Source organism: Streptomyces sp. S3(2020) (genome assembly GCF_013044505.1).
In the GTDB taxonomy this organism is placed as follows: domain Bacteria; phylum Actinomycetota; class Actinomycetes; order Streptomycetales; family Streptomycetaceae; genus Streptomyces.
Genome location: NZ_JABERD010000173.1, coordinates 1 through 20,624 on the forward strand (window position 1 = coordinate 1; position 20,624 = coordinate 20,624).

17 protein-coding genes and 1 pseudogene are annotated in these 20,624 nt (G+C 71.0%); 10 read left to right on the forward strand and 8 right to left on the reverse strand.

Going from position 1 to position 20,624, the window contains the following annotated elements; all coding sequences use genetic code 11:
- Window positions 1-695 (reverse strand): NAD(P)H-binding protein (locus tag HLK59_RS36810; protein ID WP_171145971.1); only part of this gene is annotated, 695 nt, incomplete at its 3' end.
- Between the two features lie 180 nt (window positions 696-875).
- Between HLK59_RS36810 and HLK59_RS36815 the strand changes: the two genes are divergently transcribed.
- The 8 genes from HLK59_RS36815 to HLK59_RS36850 all read left to right on the forward strand — a co-directional run bounded on the left by HLK59_RS36815 (window position 876) and on the right by HLK59_RS36850 (window position 10,986).
- Window positions 876-1,670: a TIGR03084 family metal-binding protein gene (locus tag HLK59_RS36815; RefSeq protein WP_171145972.1), complete on the forward strand. Its 795-nt coding sequence runs from the start codon at window positions 876-878 to the stop codon at window positions 1,668-1,670.
- On the forward strand, window positions 1,667-3,337 hold the full coding sequence (locus tag HLK59_RS36820; RefSeq protein WP_171145973.1) for an acyclic terpene utilization AtuA family protein: 1,671 nt from the start codon (window positions 1,667-1,669) through the stop codon (window positions 3,335-3,337). Before HLK59_RS36815 ends, HLK59_RS36820 begins: the two co-directional genes overlap by 4 nt.
- Window positions 3,334-4,932 carry a carboxyl transferase domain-containing protein gene (locus HLK59_RS36825; RefSeq protein ID WP_171145974.1) on the forward strand — a complete coding sequence of 533 codons (1,599 nt, stop codon included), beginning with the start codon at window positions 3,334-3,336 and terminating at the stop codon, window positions 4,930-4,932. Before HLK59_RS36820 ends, HLK59_RS36825 begins: the two co-directional genes overlap by 4 nt.
- Window positions 4,933-5,040: 108 nt before the next feature.
- A complete protein-coding gene (locus HLK59_RS36830; RefSeq protein ID WP_171145975.1) occupies window positions 5,041-6,885 on the forward strand; it encodes a biotin carboxylase N-terminal domain-containing protein in 1,845 nt (614 codons plus the stop codon).
- Window positions 6,886-6,927: 42 nt separating this feature from the next.
- Window positions 6,928-8,064 (forward strand): acyl-CoA dehydrogenase family protein, encoded by a 1,137-nt coding sequence (locus tag HLK59_RS36835; protein ID WP_171145976.1) that lies wholly within the window; start codon window positions 6,928-6,930, stop codon window positions 8,062-8,064.
- A gap of 17 nt (window positions 8,065-8,081) precedes the next feature.
- Window positions 8,082-9,650, forward strand: coding sequence for a 4-coumarate--CoA ligase family protein (locus HLK59_RS36840; RefSeq protein WP_171145977.1), 1,569 nt, complete (start codon window positions 8,082-8,084; stop codon window positions 9,648-9,650).
- Complete coding sequence (locus HLK59_RS36845; RefSeq protein WP_171145978.1) at window positions 9,647-10,381, forward strand: enoyl-CoA hydratase family protein; 735 nt, start codon at window positions 9,647-9,649, stop codon at window positions 10,379-10,381. Before HLK59_RS36840 ends, HLK59_RS36845 begins: the two co-directional genes overlap by 4 nt.
- Window positions 10,369-10,986, forward strand: a complete 618-nt coding sequence (locus HLK59_RS36850) for a TetR/AcrR family transcriptional regulator (protein ID WP_171145979.1) — start codon at window positions 10,369-10,371, stop codon at window positions 10,984-10,986. The genes HLK59_RS36845 and HLK59_RS36850 overlap by 13 nt, the downstream gene beginning before the upstream one ends.
- On the opposite strand, the gene pdxH is transcribed toward HLK59_RS36850, so the two are convergent.
- Window positions 10,976-11,605 carry a pyridoxamine 5'-phosphate oxidase gene (pdxH, locus tag HLK59_RS36855; RefSeq protein WP_171145986.1) on the reverse strand — a complete coding sequence of 210 codons (630 nt, stop codon included), beginning with the start codon at window positions 11,603-11,605 and terminating at the stop codon, window positions 10,976-10,978. The genes HLK59_RS36850 and pdxH overlap by 11 nt on opposite strands.
- 256 nt (window positions 11,606-11,861) lie before the next feature.
- Here pdxH and HLK59_RS36860 point away from each other — a divergent pair, with 256 nt between their 5' ends.
- A complete protein-coding gene (locus tag HLK59_RS36860; RefSeq protein WP_171145980.1) occupies window positions 11,862-12,974 on the forward strand; it encodes a citrate synthase 2 in 1,113 nt (370 codons plus the stop codon).
- 84 nt (window positions 12,975-13,058) lie between these two features.
- Here HLK59_RS36860 and HLK59_RS36865 read toward each other — a convergent pair whose 3' ends face one another.
- The 5 genes from HLK59_RS36865 to HLK59_RS36885 form a co-directional block, all read right to left on the reverse strand.
- Window positions 13,059-14,087 carry an isopenicillin N synthase family oxygenase gene (locus tag HLK59_RS36865; protein ID WP_171145981.1) on the reverse strand — a complete coding sequence of 343 codons (1,029 nt, stop codon included), beginning with the start codon at window positions 14,085-14,087 and terminating at the stop codon, window positions 13,059-13,061.
- A gap of 497 nt (window positions 14,088-14,584) precedes the next feature.
- Window positions 14,585-16,198: an RNA-guided endonuclease IscB gene (gene iscB, locus HLK59_RS36870; protein WP_171145982.1), complete on the reverse strand. Its 1,614-nt coding sequence runs from the start codon at window positions 16,196-16,198 to the stop codon at window positions 14,585-14,587.
- A 248-nt stretch (window positions 16,199-16,446) separates the two neighbouring features.
- Window positions 16,447-17,829, reverse strand: a complete 1,383-nt coding sequence (locus tag HLK59_RS36875) for a PAS domain-containing protein (RefSeq protein ID WP_171145983.1) — start codon at window positions 17,827-17,829, stop codon at window positions 16,447-16,449.
- 133 nt (window positions 17,830-17,962) lie between these two features.
- Window positions 17,963-18,406 carry a GNAT family N-acetyltransferase gene (locus HLK59_RS36880; RefSeq protein WP_346779896.1) on the reverse strand — a complete coding sequence of 148 codons (444 nt, stop codon included), beginning with the start codon at window positions 18,404-18,406 and terminating at the stop codon, window positions 17,963-17,965.
- A gap of 67 nt (window positions 18,407-18,473) precedes the next feature.
- Window positions 18,474-19,376 carry a LysR substrate-binding domain-containing protein gene (locus tag HLK59_RS36885; protein WP_171145984.1) on the reverse strand — a complete coding sequence of 301 codons (903 nt, stop codon included), beginning with the start codon at window positions 19,374-19,376 and terminating at the stop codon, window positions 18,474-18,476.
- A 125-nt stretch (window positions 19,377-19,501) separates the two neighbouring features.
- On the opposite strand from HLK59_RS36885, the gene HLK59_RS36890 reads away from it, so the two are divergent.
- Window positions 19,502-20,413, forward strand: a complete 912-nt coding sequence (locus tag HLK59_RS36890; protein WP_171145985.1) for an SDR family oxidoreductase — start codon at window positions 19,502-19,504, stop codon at window positions 20,411-20,413.
- 6 nt (window positions 20,414-20,419) lie between these two features.
- Here the strand turns inward: HLK59_RS36890 and HLK59_RS36895 are convergent.
- Window positions 20,420-20,624 (reverse strand): annotated as a pseudogene (locus HLK59_RS36895) (SIS domain-containing protein); the annotation flags it as partial.

Below are 20,624 nucleotides of genomic sequence, written 5' to 3' on the forward strand. Positions count from 1 at the left end.
TTCTCGAACAGCTCCCGGTCCGGGTTGGCCGGGTCGCTCGCCGCGACGACGGTCGCCGTGTCGCCGCGGGACCGCAGCAGGAGTCGTACCGCCTCCTCCAGGCTCTCCTCGCGCGGCCCCGCCACCTCGGCGAACGGTGCCGAGGAGGACACGTCGTCCTCCGTCAGCGCCAGGTCGGCCAGGGCCTCGGCGACCGCCCGCGCCGCCACCAGCTGCGTGCGCATCTTCGGCACGTACACGGTGTCGCCCCGCCGCCCCCACTGCGCCAGCTGCTCCACGAACTCGTGGAACTGCGCCGCCCGCAGCACCCGCGCCGGCACCGGTCCCGCCAGGACCGCCCGCTCGTGTGCGAGCTTGGCCGCGTTGTAGCCCGCCACCGAGCCGTCGATGCCGATGATCGAGACGACCACGAGCCGCCGTATCCCCGCCTTCGCCCCGGCCTCGTGCAGATTGCGGGCCGCCGCGGTGAAGAACTCCGTCGCCACCCGCTCGTCGGGCGACGGCGTGCTCGCCGCGTCGATCACGATCTCCACGCCCTCCAGCGCCTCGGCGAGCCCGGCGCCGGACTCGATGTCCACACCGGTGGAACGGGAGAGGGGGACGACTTGGTGGCCGCGCTCCGTCAGGACGTCCACCACATGCCGTCCGAGCCGCCCGGTCGCCCCGGCCACCGCGATCTTCCTGTCCGTGCTCATCCTCGTCACCCTTCCGTGCGTCCCGCTTCCGTGCCGTCACTGCTCTGACGGAGCGGAACGGGGAGATGTGACGGCTCCGCCGGGAAAACCCCGGCGGGATGGCCCCGTCGGGAAAACCCCGGCGTAAATATTCATGCAAGCACGCTTGATTGTTTCTGGGGTCGCTGACATCCTCGCCCCATGGCAGACCCGACGCCCGTGATCGACGATCTGTGTGCCGAGAGCGAGGAACTCGACCTGCTCGTCGCCGAGTTGAGCGACGAGCAGTGGGCGCTCGCGACGCCCGCCCCCGGCTGGAGCATCGCCCACCAGATCGCCCACCTCGCCTGGACCGACCACTCCTCCCTGCTGGCGGTGACCGACCGGAAGGCCTTCACCTACGAGGTCGAGAAGGCGCTCGCCGCACCCGGGGACTTCGTGGACAACGGTGCGGAGGAGGGCGCCGGGAAGCCTCCCGCGCGGCTGCTCGCCTACTGGCGTGCCGGACGCGAGGACCTGGCCGACGCCCTGCGGGCCGCCCCCGACGGCGCCCGCTTCCCCTGGTACGGCCCGCCCATGTCCACCGCCTCCATGGCCACCGCCCGCCTCATGGAGACCTGGGCCCACGGCCTGGACGTGGCGGACGCGCTGGGCGTGACCCGTACCCCCACCGACCGGCTGAGCCACATCGCCCGCCTCGGCGTCCGCACCCGCGACTACTCCTTCGGCGTGCACGGACTGACCCCGCCGTTCGAGGAGTTCCGCGTCGAACTCACCGCGCCTTCGGGCGAGTTGTGGAGCTACGGACCGGAGAACGCCACCGACCACGTCACCGGCCCCGCCCTCGACTTCTGCCTCCTCGTCACCCACCGGGCCCACCGCACCGACCTGGCCCTGCGCACCGAGGGCGCCGACGCCGACCGCTGGCTCGACATCGCCCAGGCCTTCGCGGGCCCACCGGGCGAGGGCCGCCCGCCGAAGGGGGCGGCCGGATGAGCACGCTGCGTATCGGCAACGCCTCGGGCTTCTACGGCGACCGCTTCGAGGCGCTGCGCGAGATGCTCACCGGCGGCGAACTCGACGTCCTCACCGGCGACTACCTCGCCGAACTGACCATGCTCATCCTCGGCCGCGACCGCCTGAAGGACCCCGGCGCCGGCTACGCCCGCACCTTCCTGCGCCAGCTGGAGGAATCCCTCGGCCTCGCCCACGAGCGGGGCGTCAAGCTCGTGACCAACGCCGGTGGCCTCAACCCCGCCGGACTCGCCGACCGCGTACGGGAGTTGGCCGACCGGCTCGGTATCCCCGTCCGTGTCGCCCACGTCGAGGGCGACGACCTCACCGCCCAGCACCCCGGCAGCCTCGCCGCCCACGCCTACCTCGGCGGCTTCGGCATCGCCGCCTGTCTGCGCGAGGGCGCCGACATCGTGGTCACCGGGCGGGTGACGGACGCGGCGCTGGTCACCGGGCCCGCCGCCGCGCACTTCGGCTGGGGGCCCAGGGAGTACGACCGGCTGGCGGGGGCCGTCGTCGCCGGGCATGTGCTGGAGTGCGGGACACAGGCGACCGGCGGGAACTACTCGTTCTTCCGCGAGGGGGACGTCCGGCGACCCGGCTTCCCCCTCGCCGAACTCCACGAGGACGGCACGGCGGTCATCACCAAACACCCCGGCACCGGCGGCTTCGTCGACGTCGGCACGGTGACCGCGCAGCTCCTGTACGAGACGGGCGGCGCCCGGTACGCGGGCCCCGACGTCACCGCACGCCTCGACACGATCCGCCTCACCCAGGACGGCCCCGACCGAGTCCGTGTCGACGGGGTCCAGGGCGAACCCCCGCCCCCCACCCTCAAGGTCGGCCGCAACCGGCTCGGCGGCTTCCGCAACGAGGTCGCCTTCGTGCTGACCGGCCTCGACATCGAGGACAAGGCGGCCCTGGTACGGCAGCAGATGGATCCCGTGCTCGCCAAGGCCGCCGACGTCCGCTGGGATCTGGCCCGCACCGACCACCCCGACGCCGACACCGAGGAGACCGCGAGCGCGCTGCTGCGGCTCGTCGTACGGGATCCGGACCAGGAGGTCGTCGGGCGTTCCCTGAGCGGGGCCGCCATCGAGCTCGCGCTCGCCAGCTACCCCGGCTTCCATGTGCTCGCCCCACCGGGAAAGGGCGCGCCCTACGGGGTCTTCGAGGATGTGTACGTCCCCCATGGCGCCGTCGCACATGTGGCGGTCCTCCATGACGGGCGGCGGGTCCCTGTGGCACCGGCCCAGGAGACCCTCGTACTCGAAGACGTGCCGGAGCCCGTCCTGCCCGCTCCCCTCCCCTCAGGGCCCACGCGTCGCGCCCCGCTCGGCCTCGTCGTCGGCGCCCGCAGCGGCGACAAGGGCGGGAACGCCAACGTGGGCGTCTGGGCCCGGACCGACGAGGCCTGGAGCTGGCTCGCGCACACCCTGACCGTCGACCGGTTCCGCGCACTCCTCCCGGAAACGGCGGACCTGAACGTGACCCGGCACCCCCTCCCCGCCCTGCGCGCCCTCAACTTCGTCGTCGAGGGCATCCTCGGCGCCGGAGTCGCCGCCCAGCACCGCTTCGACCCGCAGGCCAAGGCCCTCGGCGAATGGCTGCGCTCCCGCCACCTGGACATCCCGGAGGAGCTGCTGTGACCGTCCTGTCGTCGGCGTTGGACACCAACGGACCCGACTACCGCGCCCACCGCGAGACCATGCTCGCCAAGCTCACCGAACTGGACGCCGAGCACGCCAAGGCCCTCGCGGGCGGCGGCGAGAAGTACGTCCAACGGCACCGCGGGCGCGGCAAGCTGCTCGCCCGCGAACGCATCGAGCTGCTCCTCGACCCCGACACCCCGTTCCTGGAACTGTCCCCGCTCGCCGCCTGGGGCAGCGACTACACGGTCGGCGCCTCCCTCGTCACCGGCATCGGGGTCGTCGAGGGCGTGGAGTGCCTGATCACCGCGAACGACCCGACCGTGCGGGGCGGCGCCAGCAACCCGTGGAGCCTGAAGAAGGCCTTGCGCGCCAACGACATCGCCCTCGCCAACCGGCTGCCCTGCATCAGCCTCGTGGAGTCCGGGGGCGCTGATCTGCCCTCCCAGAAGGAGATCTTCATCCCGGGCGGGGCCATCTTCCGCGACCTGACCCGGCTCTCGGCCGCCGGGATCCCGACGGTCGCGGTCGTGTTCGGCAACTCCACCGCCGGGGGCGCCTACATCCCCGGTATGTCCGACCACGTGATCATGGTCAAGGAGCGGGCGAAGGTGTTCCTCGGTGGGCCGCCGCTGGTCAAGATGGCGACCGGTGAGGAGAGCGACGACGAGTCGCTGGGTGGTGCCGAGATGCACGCGCGTGTGTCGGGTCTGGCGGACTACTTCGCAGTCGACGAGCAGGACGCGCTGCGGCAGGCGCGGAGAGTGGTGGCACGCCTGAACCACCGCAAGGCGTACGACGATCCGGGTCCCGTCGAACCGCCCAAGTACTCCAACGAGGAGCTCCTCGGCATCGTTCCCGGCGATCTGAGAACCCCCTTCGACCCCCGCGAGGTCATCGCCCGGATCGTCGACGCCTCCGACTTCGACGAGTTCAAGCCGCTGTACGGGACCAGCCTGACGACGGGGTGGGCCTCGCTGCACGGCTATCCGGTCGGCGTGCTGGCGAACGCGCAGGGCGTGCTGTTCTCCGAGGAGTCCCAGAAGGCGGCCCAGTTCATCCAGTTGGCCAACCAGCGGGACATCCCGCTCCTCTTCCTGCACAACACCACCGGCTACATGGTCGGCAAGGAGTACGAGCAGGGCGGCATCATCAAGCACGGCGCGATGATGATCAACGCGGTGTCCAACTCCCGCGTCCCCCACCTGTCCGTGCTGATGGGGGCCTCGTACGGCGCCGGGCACTACGGCATGTGCGGGCGGGCCTACGACCCCCGCTTCCTGTTCGCCTGGCCCAGCGCCAAGTCGGCCGTCATGGGCCCGCAGCAGCTCGCCGGCGTCCTCTCGATCGTGGCCCGGCAGTCGGCGGCGGCCAAGGGACAGCCCTACGACGAGGAGGGGGACGCGGCTCTGCGGGCCCTGGTGGAGCAGCAGATCGAGTCCGAGTCGCTGCCGATGTTCCTGTCCGGGCGGCTCTACGACGACGGCGTCATCGACCCCCGCGACACCCGCACCGTCCTCGGCCTGTGCCTGTCGGCCATCCACACGGCGCCGTACGAAGGTGCGCGCGGCGGCTTCGGCGTCTTCCGGATGTGAGGGGCCCCCTTCTGCGGCCAAACCGCCGCCGCTCTCGCGGACCTGGCTGCTCGCCGTCGTGGTTCCTCAATTGATGGTTGCGGTGATCTAGTGGAAAGAGAATCCTTCGTGATCGGAACCGTTCTGGTCGCCAACCGCGGCGAGATCGCCTGCCGCGTCTTCCGTACCTGCCGTGAGTGGGGGATCCGGACGGTCGCCGTGCACTCGGACGCCGACGCGAACGCCCTCCACACGCGCGTGGCCGACACGGCGGTACGGCTGCCGGGGGCCACCCCCGCCCAGACGTATCTGCGCGGCGACCTGATCGTGAAGGCGGCGCTCGAGGCCGGCGCGGACGCCGTGCACCCCGGCTACGGCTTCCTCTCCGAGAACGCGGACTTCGCACGCGCCGTCCTGGACGCGGGGCTGGTGTGGATCGGCCCGAGCCCGTCGTCGATCGAGGCGATGGCGTCCAAGACGCGCGCGAAGGAACTGATGGGCCTCGTACCGCTGGGGGAGCCCACGGAGGCCGATCTTCCCCTGCTGGTGAAGGCGGCCGCGGGCGGCGGGGGGCGCGGGATGCGGATCGTGCGCCGCCTGGATGAGCTGGACGCCGCACTGGAGGGCGCGCGCGCCGAGGCCGCGAGCGCCTTCGGGGACGGCGAGGTCTTCCTGGAGCCGTACATCGAGAACGGCCGTCACGTCGAGGTCCAGATCCTCGCCGACACCCACGGCACGGTCTGGGCGCTCGGCACCCGCGACTGCTCCCTCCAGCGCCGCCACCAGAAGGTCGTCGAGGAGTCCCCGGCACCCGGCCTGTCCGAGGAACTCGTGGCCGAGCTGCACGCGCTGTCCGTACGCGCCGCCCGCGCGGTCGACTACGTGGGCGCCGGCACGGTCGAGTTCCTGGTCGCCGACGGCAAGGCGCAGTTCCTGGAGATGAACACCCGCCTCCAGGTCGAACACCCGGTGACCGAAGCGGTGTTCGCAGTGGACCTGGTGGCCCTCCAGATCACGGTGGCGGAGGGCGGCGCGCTGGACACGGACGGCCCCCCACGCGCGCGTGGCCACGCCGTCGAGGCCCGCCTCTACGCCGAGGACCCCTCGACCGACTGGACCCCCCAGACGGGCACCCTCCACCGCCTGACCGTCCCGGACACCGTCCGCCTCGACACCGGCTACGACGACGGCACCGAGATCGGCGTCCACTACGACCCCCTGCTCGCCAAGGTCATCGCCCACGCCCCCACCCGCGCGGAGGCACTGCGCAAACTGGCGGGCGCGCTGGAGCGGACCACGATCCACGGCCCGACGACCAACAGGGACCTGCTGGTACGGAGCCTGCGGCACGAGGAGTTCACGTCGGGGGCGATGACGACGGCGTTCTACGACCGCCACCTCGCCGTGCTGGCACCCCAACTCCCTGACCCGTACGCCCCCCTGGCCGCCGCCCTCGCCGACACCTACGGTCGCTCCCGCTTCGGCGGCTGGCGGAACGTCTCCTCGCAGCCGCAGGTCAAGCGCTACGAGGCAGGGGGCGAGGAGAACGAGGCCCGCTACCGCCACACACGCGACGGCCTGGAGGCGGACGGGGTGCGGGTCGTCCACGCGGACGCGCATCTGGTCGTACTCGAAGTGGAAGGCGTGCGGCGCAAGTTCGAGGTGTCGAGGTACGGCGACGAGGTGTACGTCAACGCGACGAGACTGAGGCCGCTGCCCCGCTTCTCGGACCCCGCGGCCCAACTCGTCCCCGGCTCCCTGGTGGCCCCCATGCCGGGCACGGTGGTCAGAATCGCCGAGGGCCTGGCCGTGGGAGCGCCTGTGAAGGCAGGAGAGCCCCTTCTCTGGCTGGAGGCAATGAAGATGGAGCACAAGATCACGGCTCCCCTCACAGGCACCCTCACGGCCCTGCACGCGGCACTCGGCCACCAAGTCACCGTCGGCTCATTGCTGGCGGTAGTCCAGGACACCTAGGGGCGCGGGGAACTGCGCGACCAGCCACAACGAAGGAGCCACATGCCCACGATCGAAACCGATGAGCACAAAGCTCTCCGCGCAGCCGTAGCCGCCTTGGGTAAACGCCACGGCCGCACCTACGACCGCGAGCAACTCTGGTCCGAAGCAGCCAAGCTCGGCTATCTCGGCGTCAACCTCCCCGAGGAGTACGGAGGCGGGGGCGGCGGCATCTCCGAACTCTCCATCGTGCTCGAAGAGCTGGGCGCCGCAGGCTGCCCCCTGCTCATGATGGTCGTCTCCCCGGCCATCTGCGGCACAGTGATCGCCCGCTTCGGCACGGACGCCCAAAAACAGGAGTGGCTCCCCGCCCTCGCCGACGGCACCCGCACCATGGCCTTCGGCATCACCGAACCCGACGCAGGCTCCAACAGCCACCGCATCACGACCACGGCACGCCGGGACGGGGACACCGGGGACTGGCTCCTCACCGGCCGCAAGGTCTTCGTCTCCGGCGTGGACATAGCCGACGCCACCCTCATAGTCGGCCGCACCGAAGACTCCCGTACCGGCAGCCTGAAGCCCTGTCTCTTCATCGTCCCGCGCGAAGCGACCGGCTTCGGCCGCCGCCAGATCGACATGGAACTCAACGCCGTGGAGAAGCAGTTCGAGCTGACCCTCGACGACGTACGCCTCCCCGCCGACGCACTCGTCGGAGACGAGGACGCGGGCCTGCTCCAGCTCTTCGCAGGGCTGAACCCCGAACGCGTGATGACGGCCGCCTTCGCGATCGGCATGGGCAGGTACGCGCTCTCCAAAGCCGTCGAGTACGCCCGCGACCGCACCGTCTGGAACGCCCCGATCGGCGCCCACCAGGCCATCGCGCACCCCTTGGCGCAGGCGCACATCGACCTGGAACTGGCCCGCCTGATGATGCAGAAGGCGGCCCATCTCTACGACGTGGGCGACGACATCGGCGCGGGCGAGGCCGCCAACATGGCGAAGTACGCGGCGGGGGAGGCCTGCGTGAAGGCGGTCGACCAGGCCGTGCACACCCTCGGCGGAAACGGCCTGACCCGGGAGTTCGGGCTCGCGTCGTTGATAACCGCCGCGCGCGTGGCTCGTATTGCTCCGGTGAGCCGGGAGATGATTCTCAACTACGTCTCCCACCAGACCCTGGGCCTGCCCAAGTCGTACTAGGCCGTCTTGGAGGAACCGTGTTCCGCAGCGAGTACGCAGACGTCCCACCCGTCGAACTCCCCATCCACGAGGCCGTCCTGGGCCGGGCCGCCGAGTTCGGCGACAGCCCCGCGCTCGTCGACGGCACGGACGGCACCACCCTCACCTACACCCAACTGGACGCCTTCCACCGGCGCGTCGCCGCCGGTCTCGCCGAGGCGGGGGTGGCCAAGGGGGACGTGCTCGCGCTGCACAGCCCCAACACGGTCGCCTTCCCGACGGCGTTCTACGCCGCCACGCGCGCGGGGGCCTCCGTCACCACCGTGCACCCGCTGGCCACGCCCGAGGAGTTCGCCAAGCAGCTGGAGGACTCCGCGGCCCGCTGGATCGTCACCGTCTCCCCGCTCCTGGAGACGGCCCGCCGGGCGGCCGAACTCGCCGGCGGCGTAGAGGAGATCTTCGTCTGCGACAGCGCGCCAGGACACCGCTCGCTCCTCGACATGCTCGGCTCCACGGCCCCGGAACCGGTCGTCGACATCGACCCCGTGGAGGACGTCGCCGCACTGCCGTACTCCTCGGGCACGACCGGCATGCCCAAGGGCGTCATGCTCACCCACCGCCAGATAGCCACCAACCTCGCGCAGCTCTCACCCGCCCTGGCGACGGGCCCCGGCGACCGCATCCTCGCCGTGCTGCCCTTCTTCCACATCTACGGCCTGACGGCCCTCATGAACGGGCCCCTGCGCAACGGCGCCACCGTCGTCGTCCTGCCCCGCTTCGACCTGGAGACCTTCCTCGCGGCCATCCAGAACCACCGCATCACCGGCCTGTACGTCGCCCCGCCGATCGTCCTGGCCCTCGCCAAGCACCCGCTGGTCGCCGAGTACGACCTCTCGTCCCTCCAGTACATCGTCAGCGCCGCCGCCCCCCTGGACGCCGCCCTCGCCGAGGCCTGCTCGCGGCGCCTGGACCTGCCGCCCGTCGGCCAGGCGTACGGCATGACGGAACTCTCGCCCGGCACCCACGTCGTCCCCCTGAGCGCCATGCGCGAGGCACCCCCCGGCACGGTCGGCCGCCTCATCGCCGGTACCGAGATGCGCGTCGTCTCCCTCGACGACCCCGACAAGGACGTCGGCGTCGCCGAGGACGGCGAGATCCTCATCCGCGGCCCCCAGGTCATGAAGGGCTACCTGGGCCGCCCCGACGCCACCGCCGCGATGATCGACCCCGACGGCTGGCTGCACACCGGCGACGTCGGCCATGTCGACGCCGCAGGCTGGCTGTTCGTCGTCGACCGGGTCAAGGAACTCATCAAGTACAAGGGCTTCCAGGTCGCCCCGGCCGAACTCGAAGCCCTCCTCCTCACCCACCCCGGCATCGCCGACGCCGCCGTCGTCGGCGTCTACGACGACGACGGCAACGAGGTCCCGCACGCGTACGTGGTCCGCCAGCCCACCGGCACCGACCTCTCCGAAGGAGAGGTCATGATGTACGTCGCCGAACGCGTCGCCCCCTACAAACGCGTCCGCCAGGTCACCTTCATCGAAGGGGTGCCACGGGCCGCCTCCGGAAAGATCCTGCGCCGCCGACTGAGGGAGCTCCAGTGACACCGACCGGCCGCGCACGCGCGCGTGGCATCGAGACCCTCACCCTCGACTCGCCCCACAACCGCAACGCCCTGTCGGCGGCGCTGGTGGGGGAGCTGGCGGCCGGCCTCACCGAGGCGGAGAAGGACGCCGACGTACGCGCCGTCGTCCTCACCCACACCGGGAACACGTTCAGCGCGGGCGCCGACCTCAAGGACCCGCCCGACCCGGACGCGCTGGTGGGACTGCTGCGGCAGATCGTCGAGCTGCCCAAACCGGTCCTGGCCCGGGTCACCGGGCACGTCCGCGCGGGCGGACTCGGCCTGCTGGCGGCCTGCGACATCGGCGTGGCGTCCACCGGGTCGAGCTTCGCCTTCACGGAGGTACGGATCGGGGTGGCCCCCGCGGTGATCTCCCTGCCGCTGCTGCCCCGCACCGACCCCCGCGCCCTCGCCCGCTACTACCTCACCGGCGAACGCTTCGACGCCCCCGAGGCCGCCCGCATCGGCCTCCTGACGGCCACCGGCGACGACGTGGACGACGTACTGGAACCCATCCTGGACGGCCTCCGCAAGGCGGCTCCCGAAGCCCTGGCGGAGACGAAACAGCTGCTCACCGCTAGGGTGCTGGAAGCCTTCGACCGGGACGCGGCCGACCTCACCGCACTCTCGGCCCGCCTGTTCTCCTCCGCTCAGGCCCGCGAGGGCATGACGGCCTTCCTAGAACGACGGGACCCCGCATGGGCGCTGTGAGCACGGTCGGCGACCGGGCGGAACGCACTCCCAAACAGGACCGCAGCCGGGCCACCCGGCAGCGGCTCCTGGAAGCCGCCGTGGCCTGCCTCGCCGAACACGGCTGGGCGGGCTCCACGGTGTCGGTCGTCGCCGAACGCGCGGGCGTCTCCCGAGGCGCCGCCCAGCACCACTTCCCGACCCGCGAGGACCTGTTCACGGCAGCGGTCGAGTACGTCGCCGAGGAACGCTCCGGCGCGATCCGCGCCCTGTTCCCGCAAGGCGCCGCGGGCGACCGGCGCGTGGTCGTCGCCGCCCTGGTCGACCTCTACACCGGCCCCCTGTTCCGGGCGGCCCTGCACCTGTGGGTCGCCGCGTCCAACGAGGACCAACTGCGCCCCCAGGTCACCGAACTGGAGGCCCGCGTCGGCCGCGAGACCCACCGCATCGCCGTCGACCTGCTGGACGCGGACGAGTCCAGGCCAGGGGTACGGGAGACCGTCCAGGGCCTCCTGGACATGGCCCGTGGCCTGGGCCTGGCGAATCTCCTCACGGACGACAAAGGGCGACGGGACAAGGTCGTCACCCAATGGACCCGACTGCTGGAAACGGCACTCAGGGACTGAGCCGCTCCACCCGCCAACTCCCGTCCGGCTCCGCCACGTACCGCAGCCGGTCGTGCAGCCGGTTCTCCCGGCCCTGCCAGAACTCCACCGCCCGCGGAGCCACCCGGAAACCACCCCAGTGCGGCGGCACCGGCACCTGCTCGCCCTCCGGATAGCGGGCCTCCAGCTCGGCGTACGACGCCTCCAGCTCCGCACGTGTGCCGATCACCGACGACTGGGCACTGGCCCACGCCCCGAGCTGCGAACCATGCGGCCGGGTCCGGAAGTACGCGGCGGTCTCGTCCCGCCCGGTACGGCGCGCGACACCCGTGACGACGACCTGCCGGGCCATCGGATGCCACGGAAAGAGCAGCGAGACATACGGATTCCCGGACAGGTCACGCGCCTTGCGGGAGTCGTAGTTCGTGTAGAACACGAACCCCTGCTCGTCGAACTGCTTCAGCAGCACCGTGCGCGAGCTCGGCCGGCCCTCCGCGTCCGCCGTGGAGACCACCATGGCGTTCGGCTCGAACAGCTGGGCCTCCGTCGCGGCCTGCTTGAACCAGCGCGCGAACTGCCCCACGGGCGTGGCGGCGAGATCGCTCTCGGAGAGCCCCTCGGCCCGGTACTGCTTGCGCATCGAGGCGGGGTCGGGGAAGACGGCGTCGGTCACGCGGTCATCCTGCCGTATCGAACGTCACTCCACTGAAGGTGGCACTGAGTGCCGCTCCCACTGCCCAAAGGTGGCACTCGGGGATATGGTGCAGATGCCATCCCCCTTGGGTGACCGGCGACCGTACGGGGCATCACCGGGGAGACCGCCCTGGACCGCGAGCCCCGCACAAGCCGTGGATCCGCCGGCGCCACCCGTCGCACACATCACGAGGAGCCGCCTGATGTCCGACCTCGACCCTGGCTTCGTACCCGGTCTCGAAGGAGTTGTCGCCTTCGAGACGGAGATCGCCGAACCGGACAAGGAAGGCGGCGCCCTGAGGTACCGGGGCGTCGACATCGAGGACCTGGTCGGCCACGTCTCGTTCGGCAACGTCTGGGGCCTGCTCGTCGACGGCGCCTTCCGCCCCGGCCTGCCGCCCGCCGAGCCCTTCCCCATCCCCGTGCACTCCGGCGACATCCGCGTGGACGTCCAGTCCGCACTCGCGATGCTGGCCCCCGTCTGGGGCCTGAAACCCCTCCTCGACATCGACGAGGCCCAGGCCCGCGACGACCTCGCGAGGGCGGCCGTCATGGCCCTGTCCTACGTCGCCCAGTCCGCCCGCGGCCAGGGCCGCCCCATGGTCCCGCAGAACGAGATCGACAAGGCCCAGTCCGTCGTCGAACGCTTCATGATCCGCTGGCGCGGCGAACCCGACCCCAAGCACGTCGCCGCGGTCGACGCGTACTGGACCTCCGCCGCCGAGCACGGCATGAACGCGTCCACCTTCACGGCACGCGTGATCGCCTCCACCGGCGCGGACGTCGCCGCCGCGCTCTCCGGCGCCGTCGGAGCCATGTCCGGCCCGCTGCACGGCGGCGCCCCCTCGCGCGTCCTCCACATGATCGAGGAGATCGAGCGCACGGGGGACGCCGAGGCGTATGTGAAGCAGGCGCTGGACAAGGGCGAGCGCCTGATGGGCTTCGGCCACCGCGTCTACCGCGCCGAGGACCCCCGCGCGCGCGTGCTCCGCCGCACCGCCCGTGACCTGGGCGCGCCCCGCTTCGAGGTCGCGGAGGCACTGGAGAAGGCAGCCCTCGCCGAACTGCACGCCCGCCGCCCCGACCGCGTCCTCGCGACCAACGTCGAGTTCTGGGCGGCCATCGTCCTGGACTTCGCTGAAGTCCCGGCCCATATGTTCACGTCGATGTTCTCGTGTGCGCGGACAGCGGGATGGTCGGCACACATTCTTGAGCAGAAGCGGACGGGGCGGCTGGTGCGGCCGTCCGCGCGCTACGTGGGGCCGGGTTCGCGGCAGCCTCAGGATGTCTCGGGGTATGAGGACATCGCCTACTGAGAGAGGTGTCCGAGGAGCGCGGGCGACTGCGGGTGCGATGTGGCTGGTCGCGCAGTTCCCCGCGCCCCTTTGAGGCGCGTTGATCTAGGCCGGAGACAGCAAGGTGCCGTGATGCCGCTCCGCCACCAGCGGATGCGCCCGCAGCTTGCCCTTCAGCTCGTTGTAGCCGTACTCCGCGAACAGCGGGTTGCCGGGGTCATCGGTGACCCCCGGCGCGGCGGAGGCGTACGGGAAGGTCAGAGGCTCCACGCGCGCGTCGAGGCGCGGGTTGTAGAAGAACGGCACGGAGAACCGCTCGGTCGCCCCGGGCGGCGACACCACCCGGTGATTGGTGGCGACGAGATAGCCGTCGGTGGCCACCTCCAGCAGCTCACCGAGATTCACGACGAAGGCCCCCTCCACCGGCGGCACCTCATGGAACAGCCCGTCCTCGCGCTGCACCTGGAGCCCGCCGACCTGGTCCTGGAGCAGCAGGGTCAGGAACCCGTAGTCCTTGTGCGCACCGACCCCCTGATCGGCACCGTCGCCGGCACTCCCCGGATACCGCACGAGCTTCAGATGCGGATGGGCCCGCGCCCCGAAGATCGGGTCGTAGAAGTCCGCGGGCGCCCCGATCGCGGTCAGCAGCTCGTGCAGCAACCGCTCGGCGACCCCACTGAGCCGCGCGATCCACCCCAGCGCGGCGGTCCGCAGTTCGGGCAGCGAGCCGGGCCACTGGTTGGGCCCCTGGAGCCACCAGTACGCGGGCTCATCGGCCCCGGGTATCCGAGCCTCCCGCTCAGCCCCGATATCGAGCTGGTCCCGCCAGTCCCTGCTGCCCCCGGTCCGCTCGTCCCCGGTCCGCGTGTACCCCCGGAAGTGCGGCGAGCGGACATTGTCGAGGGCGAGTCGCTCGTCCTCGGGAAGAGCGAAGAACCGACGCATGGCGGAGACCAGGGCATCGATCTCGCCCTTCGGGACCCCGTGCCCGACAAGCTGGAAGAACCCCACGTCGTGCGCGGCACTGTGCAGCTGCGCATGCAGCAGCGCACGGGCCTGGGGACCGCGATCGGCGGCGGAGAGATCGATGATCGGGAGCTGCTGGTACGACGGATTCGTCGACACGTTCGTCATGGAGTTCGTCCACAGAAAGATGAGAGGGAGAAAAGGAGAAACGGCAGCGGGCAGCCGCGCCGTGAAAGGGGCCGGAAGCTCAGACAGAGCGTCGACAGCCCATGCTCGTGACGCGGACGTAGTCCACGTGGCGGCGTCGAACGAGCGAAAGCATGAGGTCAGAGTACTGCGCGCCGCGAAAAACGCGGGTGGCGCAGATCACTCCCGTAAATCCTCCAGGAACGCAGACGACCCGCAAGCTCGGGTTCCCACCGTCTGAGTGGGGGAGCCGGCCGGACGTACCGGCGAGCTTGCGGGTCGGGTGACTGCGTTGGATTGGCCGGCTGCGTGTTTCTCGCCCACGCTGGTCCGGCACCGCACTTGGTGTGGTGGCAGGCCGCTAGCCCGCAGCCACCTCGCGCGTCCGGGTTTCACTCATTTACCCGATCACCTCCTTTCCTACGTAGGGCACACCCTAGGAACCGATCAGAGACCGCTCAACCGATTTTCCGGGATGTTTACGGCGCGGCTTCCTGCCGGAGTGAGTAGCCGTATCCGTCGCCCCGCTGGAGCAGTCGCAGATTCCAGTGGGAGACGTTGATCCGTCCCTCCGGCGTTGTGAGGCTGTGCTGTCCCCTGGCTCGAACCGAGATGCGGCCGGTCCAAGTGCCCGCCCACTTCCCGGTCGGCATGGTGGCCCGTACGAGATCTCCCGTGACGTACCCGAAGTGCTGCTTGACGCGAGCCCGCTGAAGACGGGGAAAGCCGAAGCGGTCCGGGGTCGTACGGGCGTAGGAACCGCGCCCAGCTGCTTTGGCGACGAGAACCTGCCCCGGAAGACGTACGAGCGCGTCGCCGCTCTCGTGATCCAGACGCCCGACAGAGAGCGCGTCCAAGGTGTGGGTCTTGGCAAGCCCCATGGCACTGCGGTTCCGCTTTGTACGTCCGCCCGACCAGGTGTGGACTTGGCGGCCAAGGCCACTCAGCGCCTCCGTGAGCTGCCAGCGGGTCGCGTTTATGGCGGCCGCGTCATGGAGTGGCGTTTTGGCTTGATGGAGGATTTTCGTGAGGCGGTCGGGTTGGTGGGCGAGGAAGACTTCGACGGGGGTGTTGTCCTTGGCCTTGTTGCAGGGGACACAGGCCAGGACGAGGTTGGAGATACGGTTTGAGCCACCTCGGCTGCGGGGTCTGACGTGATCGATGTTCAGGGGTACGCCGGTTGCGCCGCAGTAGGCGCAGGCGTTGTTCCACTTGGCACGCAGGTAGGCACGGGCTTCGGTTCCAGCCAGGGGCCCTTGCTGGTACTCCGCTCCATTGAGGGGTCTGGCAGCGCTCATGGCGTGGGTGTCGAAGGCGACGTTTTCTACATGGATCTCGGTGACCGGCGTGTAGCGGCACAGCCGGGCTGTCCAGGAGACGATGGTTTCGACTCGGTGGCGTAAGGAGGGCGGGAGCCATCCTGTGGGGCGGGTTCGGTTGTTCGAGCGTGGTGCTCGGTAGCGGCAGTTGGCGGAGCGCCTTCTGTGTCGATAGCCGGCGCGCTGTTGCATGCACATGCGGATCTGGTCGCCGCGGTGCTGGAGTTCGACCGAGATCAGCCCTCGCCTGGCGGTGACTACGGTGCCTTGTCCGTTGACTTGCTTCTTCTCGTCGGTGAGAGCGAGGCCCGTGCCTTTGGAGCCTGGGTCGATGCGCAGTTGTACGCCGTCGACTTCTGACTCGGCGAACGTGCGGTCCTTCAGTCGGATGGTGAAAGGTACTTGCCGGGCTACTACCGCTTTTCCCTTGCCCAGGAGTTCGCGGGCGCGGGCGGGGTGGCAGGGCATGAGCGGCTGCCCGTGCTTGGCGAGGACGAAGACTCGGCTTGCGCCGACGCCACCCGTGTACGACCGGTCCGGCGTGGGAGCGTCACCGCTCCCGTTCTCTGCCTTGGCGTGACGCCGACGGGCTTCGGTGCCGTGTCCGTCGGTCTCCCCTCGCCCATGTTCCCTGCCGGTGCCCCGCGCGATGGCGGGGTGTCCGTGAGCCGTTTCGTCCCTGCTCCCAGGGGTGTCTGCTCCCACGGATTCCAGTGCAAGCTGCTGAGGAAGTACAGCTTGGTGGGTCTGCTCGCCTGCAGGAAACGTAGTCATCGGGGCACCTCCCTGATCTCTCGGATCACGATGACTCGGGCTGGTCAGCCGACGACCTTGGGGTCGGGGAGCGACTGACCTCCCTTCCGAAGTACGGGACCGAAGTTACTGACCAAGATCCGTCCAGGAGACGATTGCGGACGAGCTGCGCTCATTAGTGCGAAGAACCCCAAAGCCTCGAACGCGTAGCCGATCTTGCTGCTACAGGAAGCACACGCCGGCCTCGCCCCACCGAGCCGACGCTCGCCTCACCGCCGCAGAACCCCCGCCAGATCCAGCGCCGAAGCGATCCGCACGGCCACGTCCTCCGCGTACACCGCGTCGGACCGCTCGAACTGACTCCGCCCGGCCCCCCGCAGGAACGTCACGACCCCGAGGGTCCGGCCCCGGCTCCGCAGGACCGCGCAGAGCGCGTGTACGGCGTCGTGCGGCCACTGCCGGGCCGCGGCCCACTCGCGGGCCCTCTCGGGCGGTACCGCCCCCACGCTGGCCCGTACAGCGCCCGTGCGGTCCACGCACTGGAGTGCCGGGTGCCCCTCGGCGTACCGCACGGGCAGTCCGGCCTGTCCGGTCAGCAGGCTCGGACCGGGCGCCCCGGAGGGGGTCGCCGCGACGCGCACCAGCCGTACGGGTCCGTCCGACTCGGCGGCCGGGTCTCCCGCCACCCGGTCGATCAGCGCGTGGTCGGCGAAGCCGGCGAGGGCGAAGTCCAGGTGGACCGTGGCGGCCTCGGACGGGTCCTCGCACTCGGCGGCGGCGCGGGCCGCGCGGTGCAGCTGGTTGGTGCGGAAGCGGAGGAGTGCCGCCTCCTGCTCGGCCTGCTTGGCCTCGGTGACGTCGTTGAAGAGCCAGCCGACGCCCAGCGGCACCGGCTCCTCGGCGAGCGGCGAGGCCAGGCGTACGAAGCCGCAGCGCCAGCAGCGCCGCTGTTCGCCCTCCGGTGTCCGCACGCTCACCCAGATCTCGGCGGGCGCGGGCGGCGCGCCCTCGGCCAGCACATGGGTGAGCGCGCTCTCCAGCTCCTCCACGCCCTGCGCGAGCAGTTCCCCGAGGGGCCGTCCCAGGACGGACGTACGGCCGGTACCGAGGGCGCGGGCGGCGTGCGCGTTCACCACGGCCGGCCGCAGGTCGGCGTCGACCAGCACGACACCCCAGCTGGCGTCCTCGAACAGCGCCTCGCTGAGCGCGATGGACCGCTCCAGGTCGATCTGCGCGTGCACCTCGCTGAAGGCGCAGTACACCCCGGCCGGCTTCCCGTCGGCTCCGCGTACGGCGGCCGACTGGGTCCGTACGAGGACTCTGCCGCCGTCCTTGGTCAGCAGGGCGAACTCGTGCACCTGCCGCCCGGGAGCCCGCATGGCGGACAGCAGCCGCCCCTCGACCTCCTGGGCGTCCGCGCTGCGCACCGCCCACCCGGCGAACCCCTGCCGCCCCACCGCCTCGGCGGCGGTCCAGCCCAGGATCCGTTCGGCCTCGCGGTTCCAGTGGGTGACGACGCCGTCGGCGTCGAATGCACACAGTGCCGCGTCCATGCCGTCGAGCAGGGCGGCGAGCAGATCCGTGCCGTCGGGCTGTTCGGGCTCGTTCGGCCCCAGCTCGTCGGTGGTCCCACTACGCCGCGAAGCACTCACCTGGACCCCCTGCAGGCTGCGTCCGTCCGTACGACACGTCGGTTCGCTCACTTGCAATCATCTAACTGGAACGTGACGCAGCACACACCGGGTTCCCGCAAGTTGGGGGAATCGTTGTACGCCGCCGCTGTGTCTACGGTGCCCGATCCAGCCTGAGGTCGACCCACAGGTCGGTCTCCGGCGGCAGCACATAGCGTTCGACCTCGGTGAATCCGTGTCTCTCGGCGAAGCGCAGGCCGTCCTCGTTGACGGCCAGGACACAGGTCTCGATGGCGGTGGCGCCCAGCACGCGTGCGTGGGCGAGCCCGTTCTCGTACAGCGCCGTCCCGAACCCCTGCCGTCGGTGTGCGGGCAGCACGCGCGCGATGACCGTCACCGCCCCGTCCCGCGGGGGCCGCACGGTGGAGCACCCGACGAGCACGTCACCGGCGTACGCGTTCGCCAGCCGGTTCCGCGCGCCGCGCTCCCGCACCGTGGCGAGATCCAGCTCGTCGGCCGGAACGATCACGTTGTGGACGTATCGCCACTGCTCCAGCATGGCGTCGCCCACGGCGGGCTCTATTCGAACATCAGACACGAGATCCACTTCCCCGCCGCGCGTACACCTCAATCCCGATCTTCGTACGAGGATCCGGGAGCCGTCCTCACCCGCCGGCGGTGAGGTGCTCGCGCGCCGCCCCGCGGAACGCCGTCACCAGGCGGCCCCGGTCGTCGGCCCTGGTCGCGACGACGACATGACTCGGCTCGACGCCCACCAGCGGGACCGTGGTGAGGTCGCGGCGCAGCACTCCGGCCACGGACTCGACGGCGAGGGCCACGGTCTCGCCGGCGGCCACGAGTTCGAACTTGTCCTCGATCGCGTCGATCAGCGGACCGTCGGGCGCCGGGCGGCCGTCCGGGCGCGGTTCCAGGCGCCAGAAGGCGTTGCGCACCGGGTCGGCGACGCGGGGCAGCGGCTCGTCGGCGATGTCGTCGAGGGTGACGGACTCCTTGCCCGCCAGCCGGTGGTCCAGCGGCACGACGACGACGCGCGGCTCGTCGTAGAGGACCGTCACATGCAGCCGCTCGGTGGGGAACGGCAGCCGGGTCACGACCGCGTCCACCTGGTGGTCCAGGAGCGCCGGGCGTACGTCGTCCCACTTGAGGTGGACGGTCTGCACTTCGGCGTCCGGGTGCCGGTGGCGCAGCGCGCGGACCGCCGGGGTGACGATGAGCCCCGAGGTGAAGCCGACCGTCATCCGGTGCGGTTCGGCGGCGGCACGCGTGTGTGCGGCCGCCTGTGCCGCCGAGCGCAACAGCGCCTTCGCCCGGGGCAGGAACACCTCGCCCGCCTCGGTCAGCCGGGTCCCCCGCGGGGAGCGGTCGAGGAGCCGGGCGCCCAGCTGCCGTTCGAGCTGCTGCACCTGCCGGCTCAGGGAGGGCTGGGTGATGTGCAGGGCGGTGGCGGCGCGGCCGAAGTGGCGGTGCTCGGCGACAGCCGTGAAGTACCGGACGAGGCGGAGATCGAGGTCGGGAGCGGAGACCTGGGGATCCAGAGAGTCGACCATTCGCCGACCTTATCTGCGGTGATGCCTGTATCGCATTGCCGTATCCGAAACAGGCTTTGGACGCGGCGGGGTGGCGTTCAGGAGGCTGGAGCCATCCCGAAACCCCGTCTTCCGGAGGCACCACCATGCGCGTTCTCGTCACCGGCGCCAGCGGTTTCGTCGACTCCGCCGTCGTCCGTGAACTCCTCTACGCCGGCCACCAGGTCGTCGGCCTCGCCCGCTCCGACTCCGCCGCCGCGGCGCTGACCGCCGCGGGGGCCGAGGTGCACCGCGGCGACCTCGACGACCCCGACAGCCTCCGCCGTGGCGCCGCGGCGGCGGACGGTGTCATCCACACGGCCTTCCGGCACGACTTCTCCGACATCGCCGCCTCGGGCGCGATCGACCTGCGCGCCGTCCAGGCGATGGGCGCGGCCCTCGAAGGCACCGGCAAGCCCTTCGTGACGACCTCGGTGTTCCTGGTCGCGCCGGGCACGTTCGCCACGGAGGAGGACCCGGCCGTCCCGGAATCCGTGGCCCCCTTCCGCATCCCCTCCGAGGAAGCCACCCTCGCCCTCGCCGACCGTGGCGTACGGGCCTCGCTCGTCCGCCTCCCGCCGTCCGTCCACGGCCACGGCGACGGCGCCTTCGTCCCCCGGCTGATCGACATCGCCCGCGACCGGGGTGTGTCGGCCGTGGTCGGCGACGGCACCAACCACTGGCCCGCCGTCCACCGCCTCGACGCGGCCCGGCTGTTCCGGCTGGCTCTGGAGAAGGCCCCGGCGGGCGTCCGCCTGCACGCGATCGGCGACGAGGGCGTGCCCCTCCACGCCCTCGCGACCGCCATCGGCCACGGCCTGGACGTCCCGGTCGTCCACGTCTCCCACGCCGAAGCCGCCGCCCACTTCGGCTGGATCGGCCACTTCGCCTCCCTCGACCTCCGGGCGTCCAGCGCCCTGACACAGCAGCGGCTGGGCTGGAAGCCGGAGGAGGCGGGGCTGCTCGCGGATCTGGCGGGCGGGCACTACTTCGAGGCGGGGCGGACGAGCAAGCTCTGAGGGGCCCTAACGCCGGTAGAAGATCCGGTCCCCGTACTCCTCGAAGACCCGCGCGTTCCACGCCAGCCCCCCGTCCACGTTCCCCGACCGCAGCATCGGCGGCTCGATGCCGCGTGCCGCCAGGTCGGCCGCCGCCGTGGCCACGACGGTCTGGAGGCTGTCCCTTTTACACCTCTGACGCCGCCGACGCAGGGGAAACGGTAGATCTCGG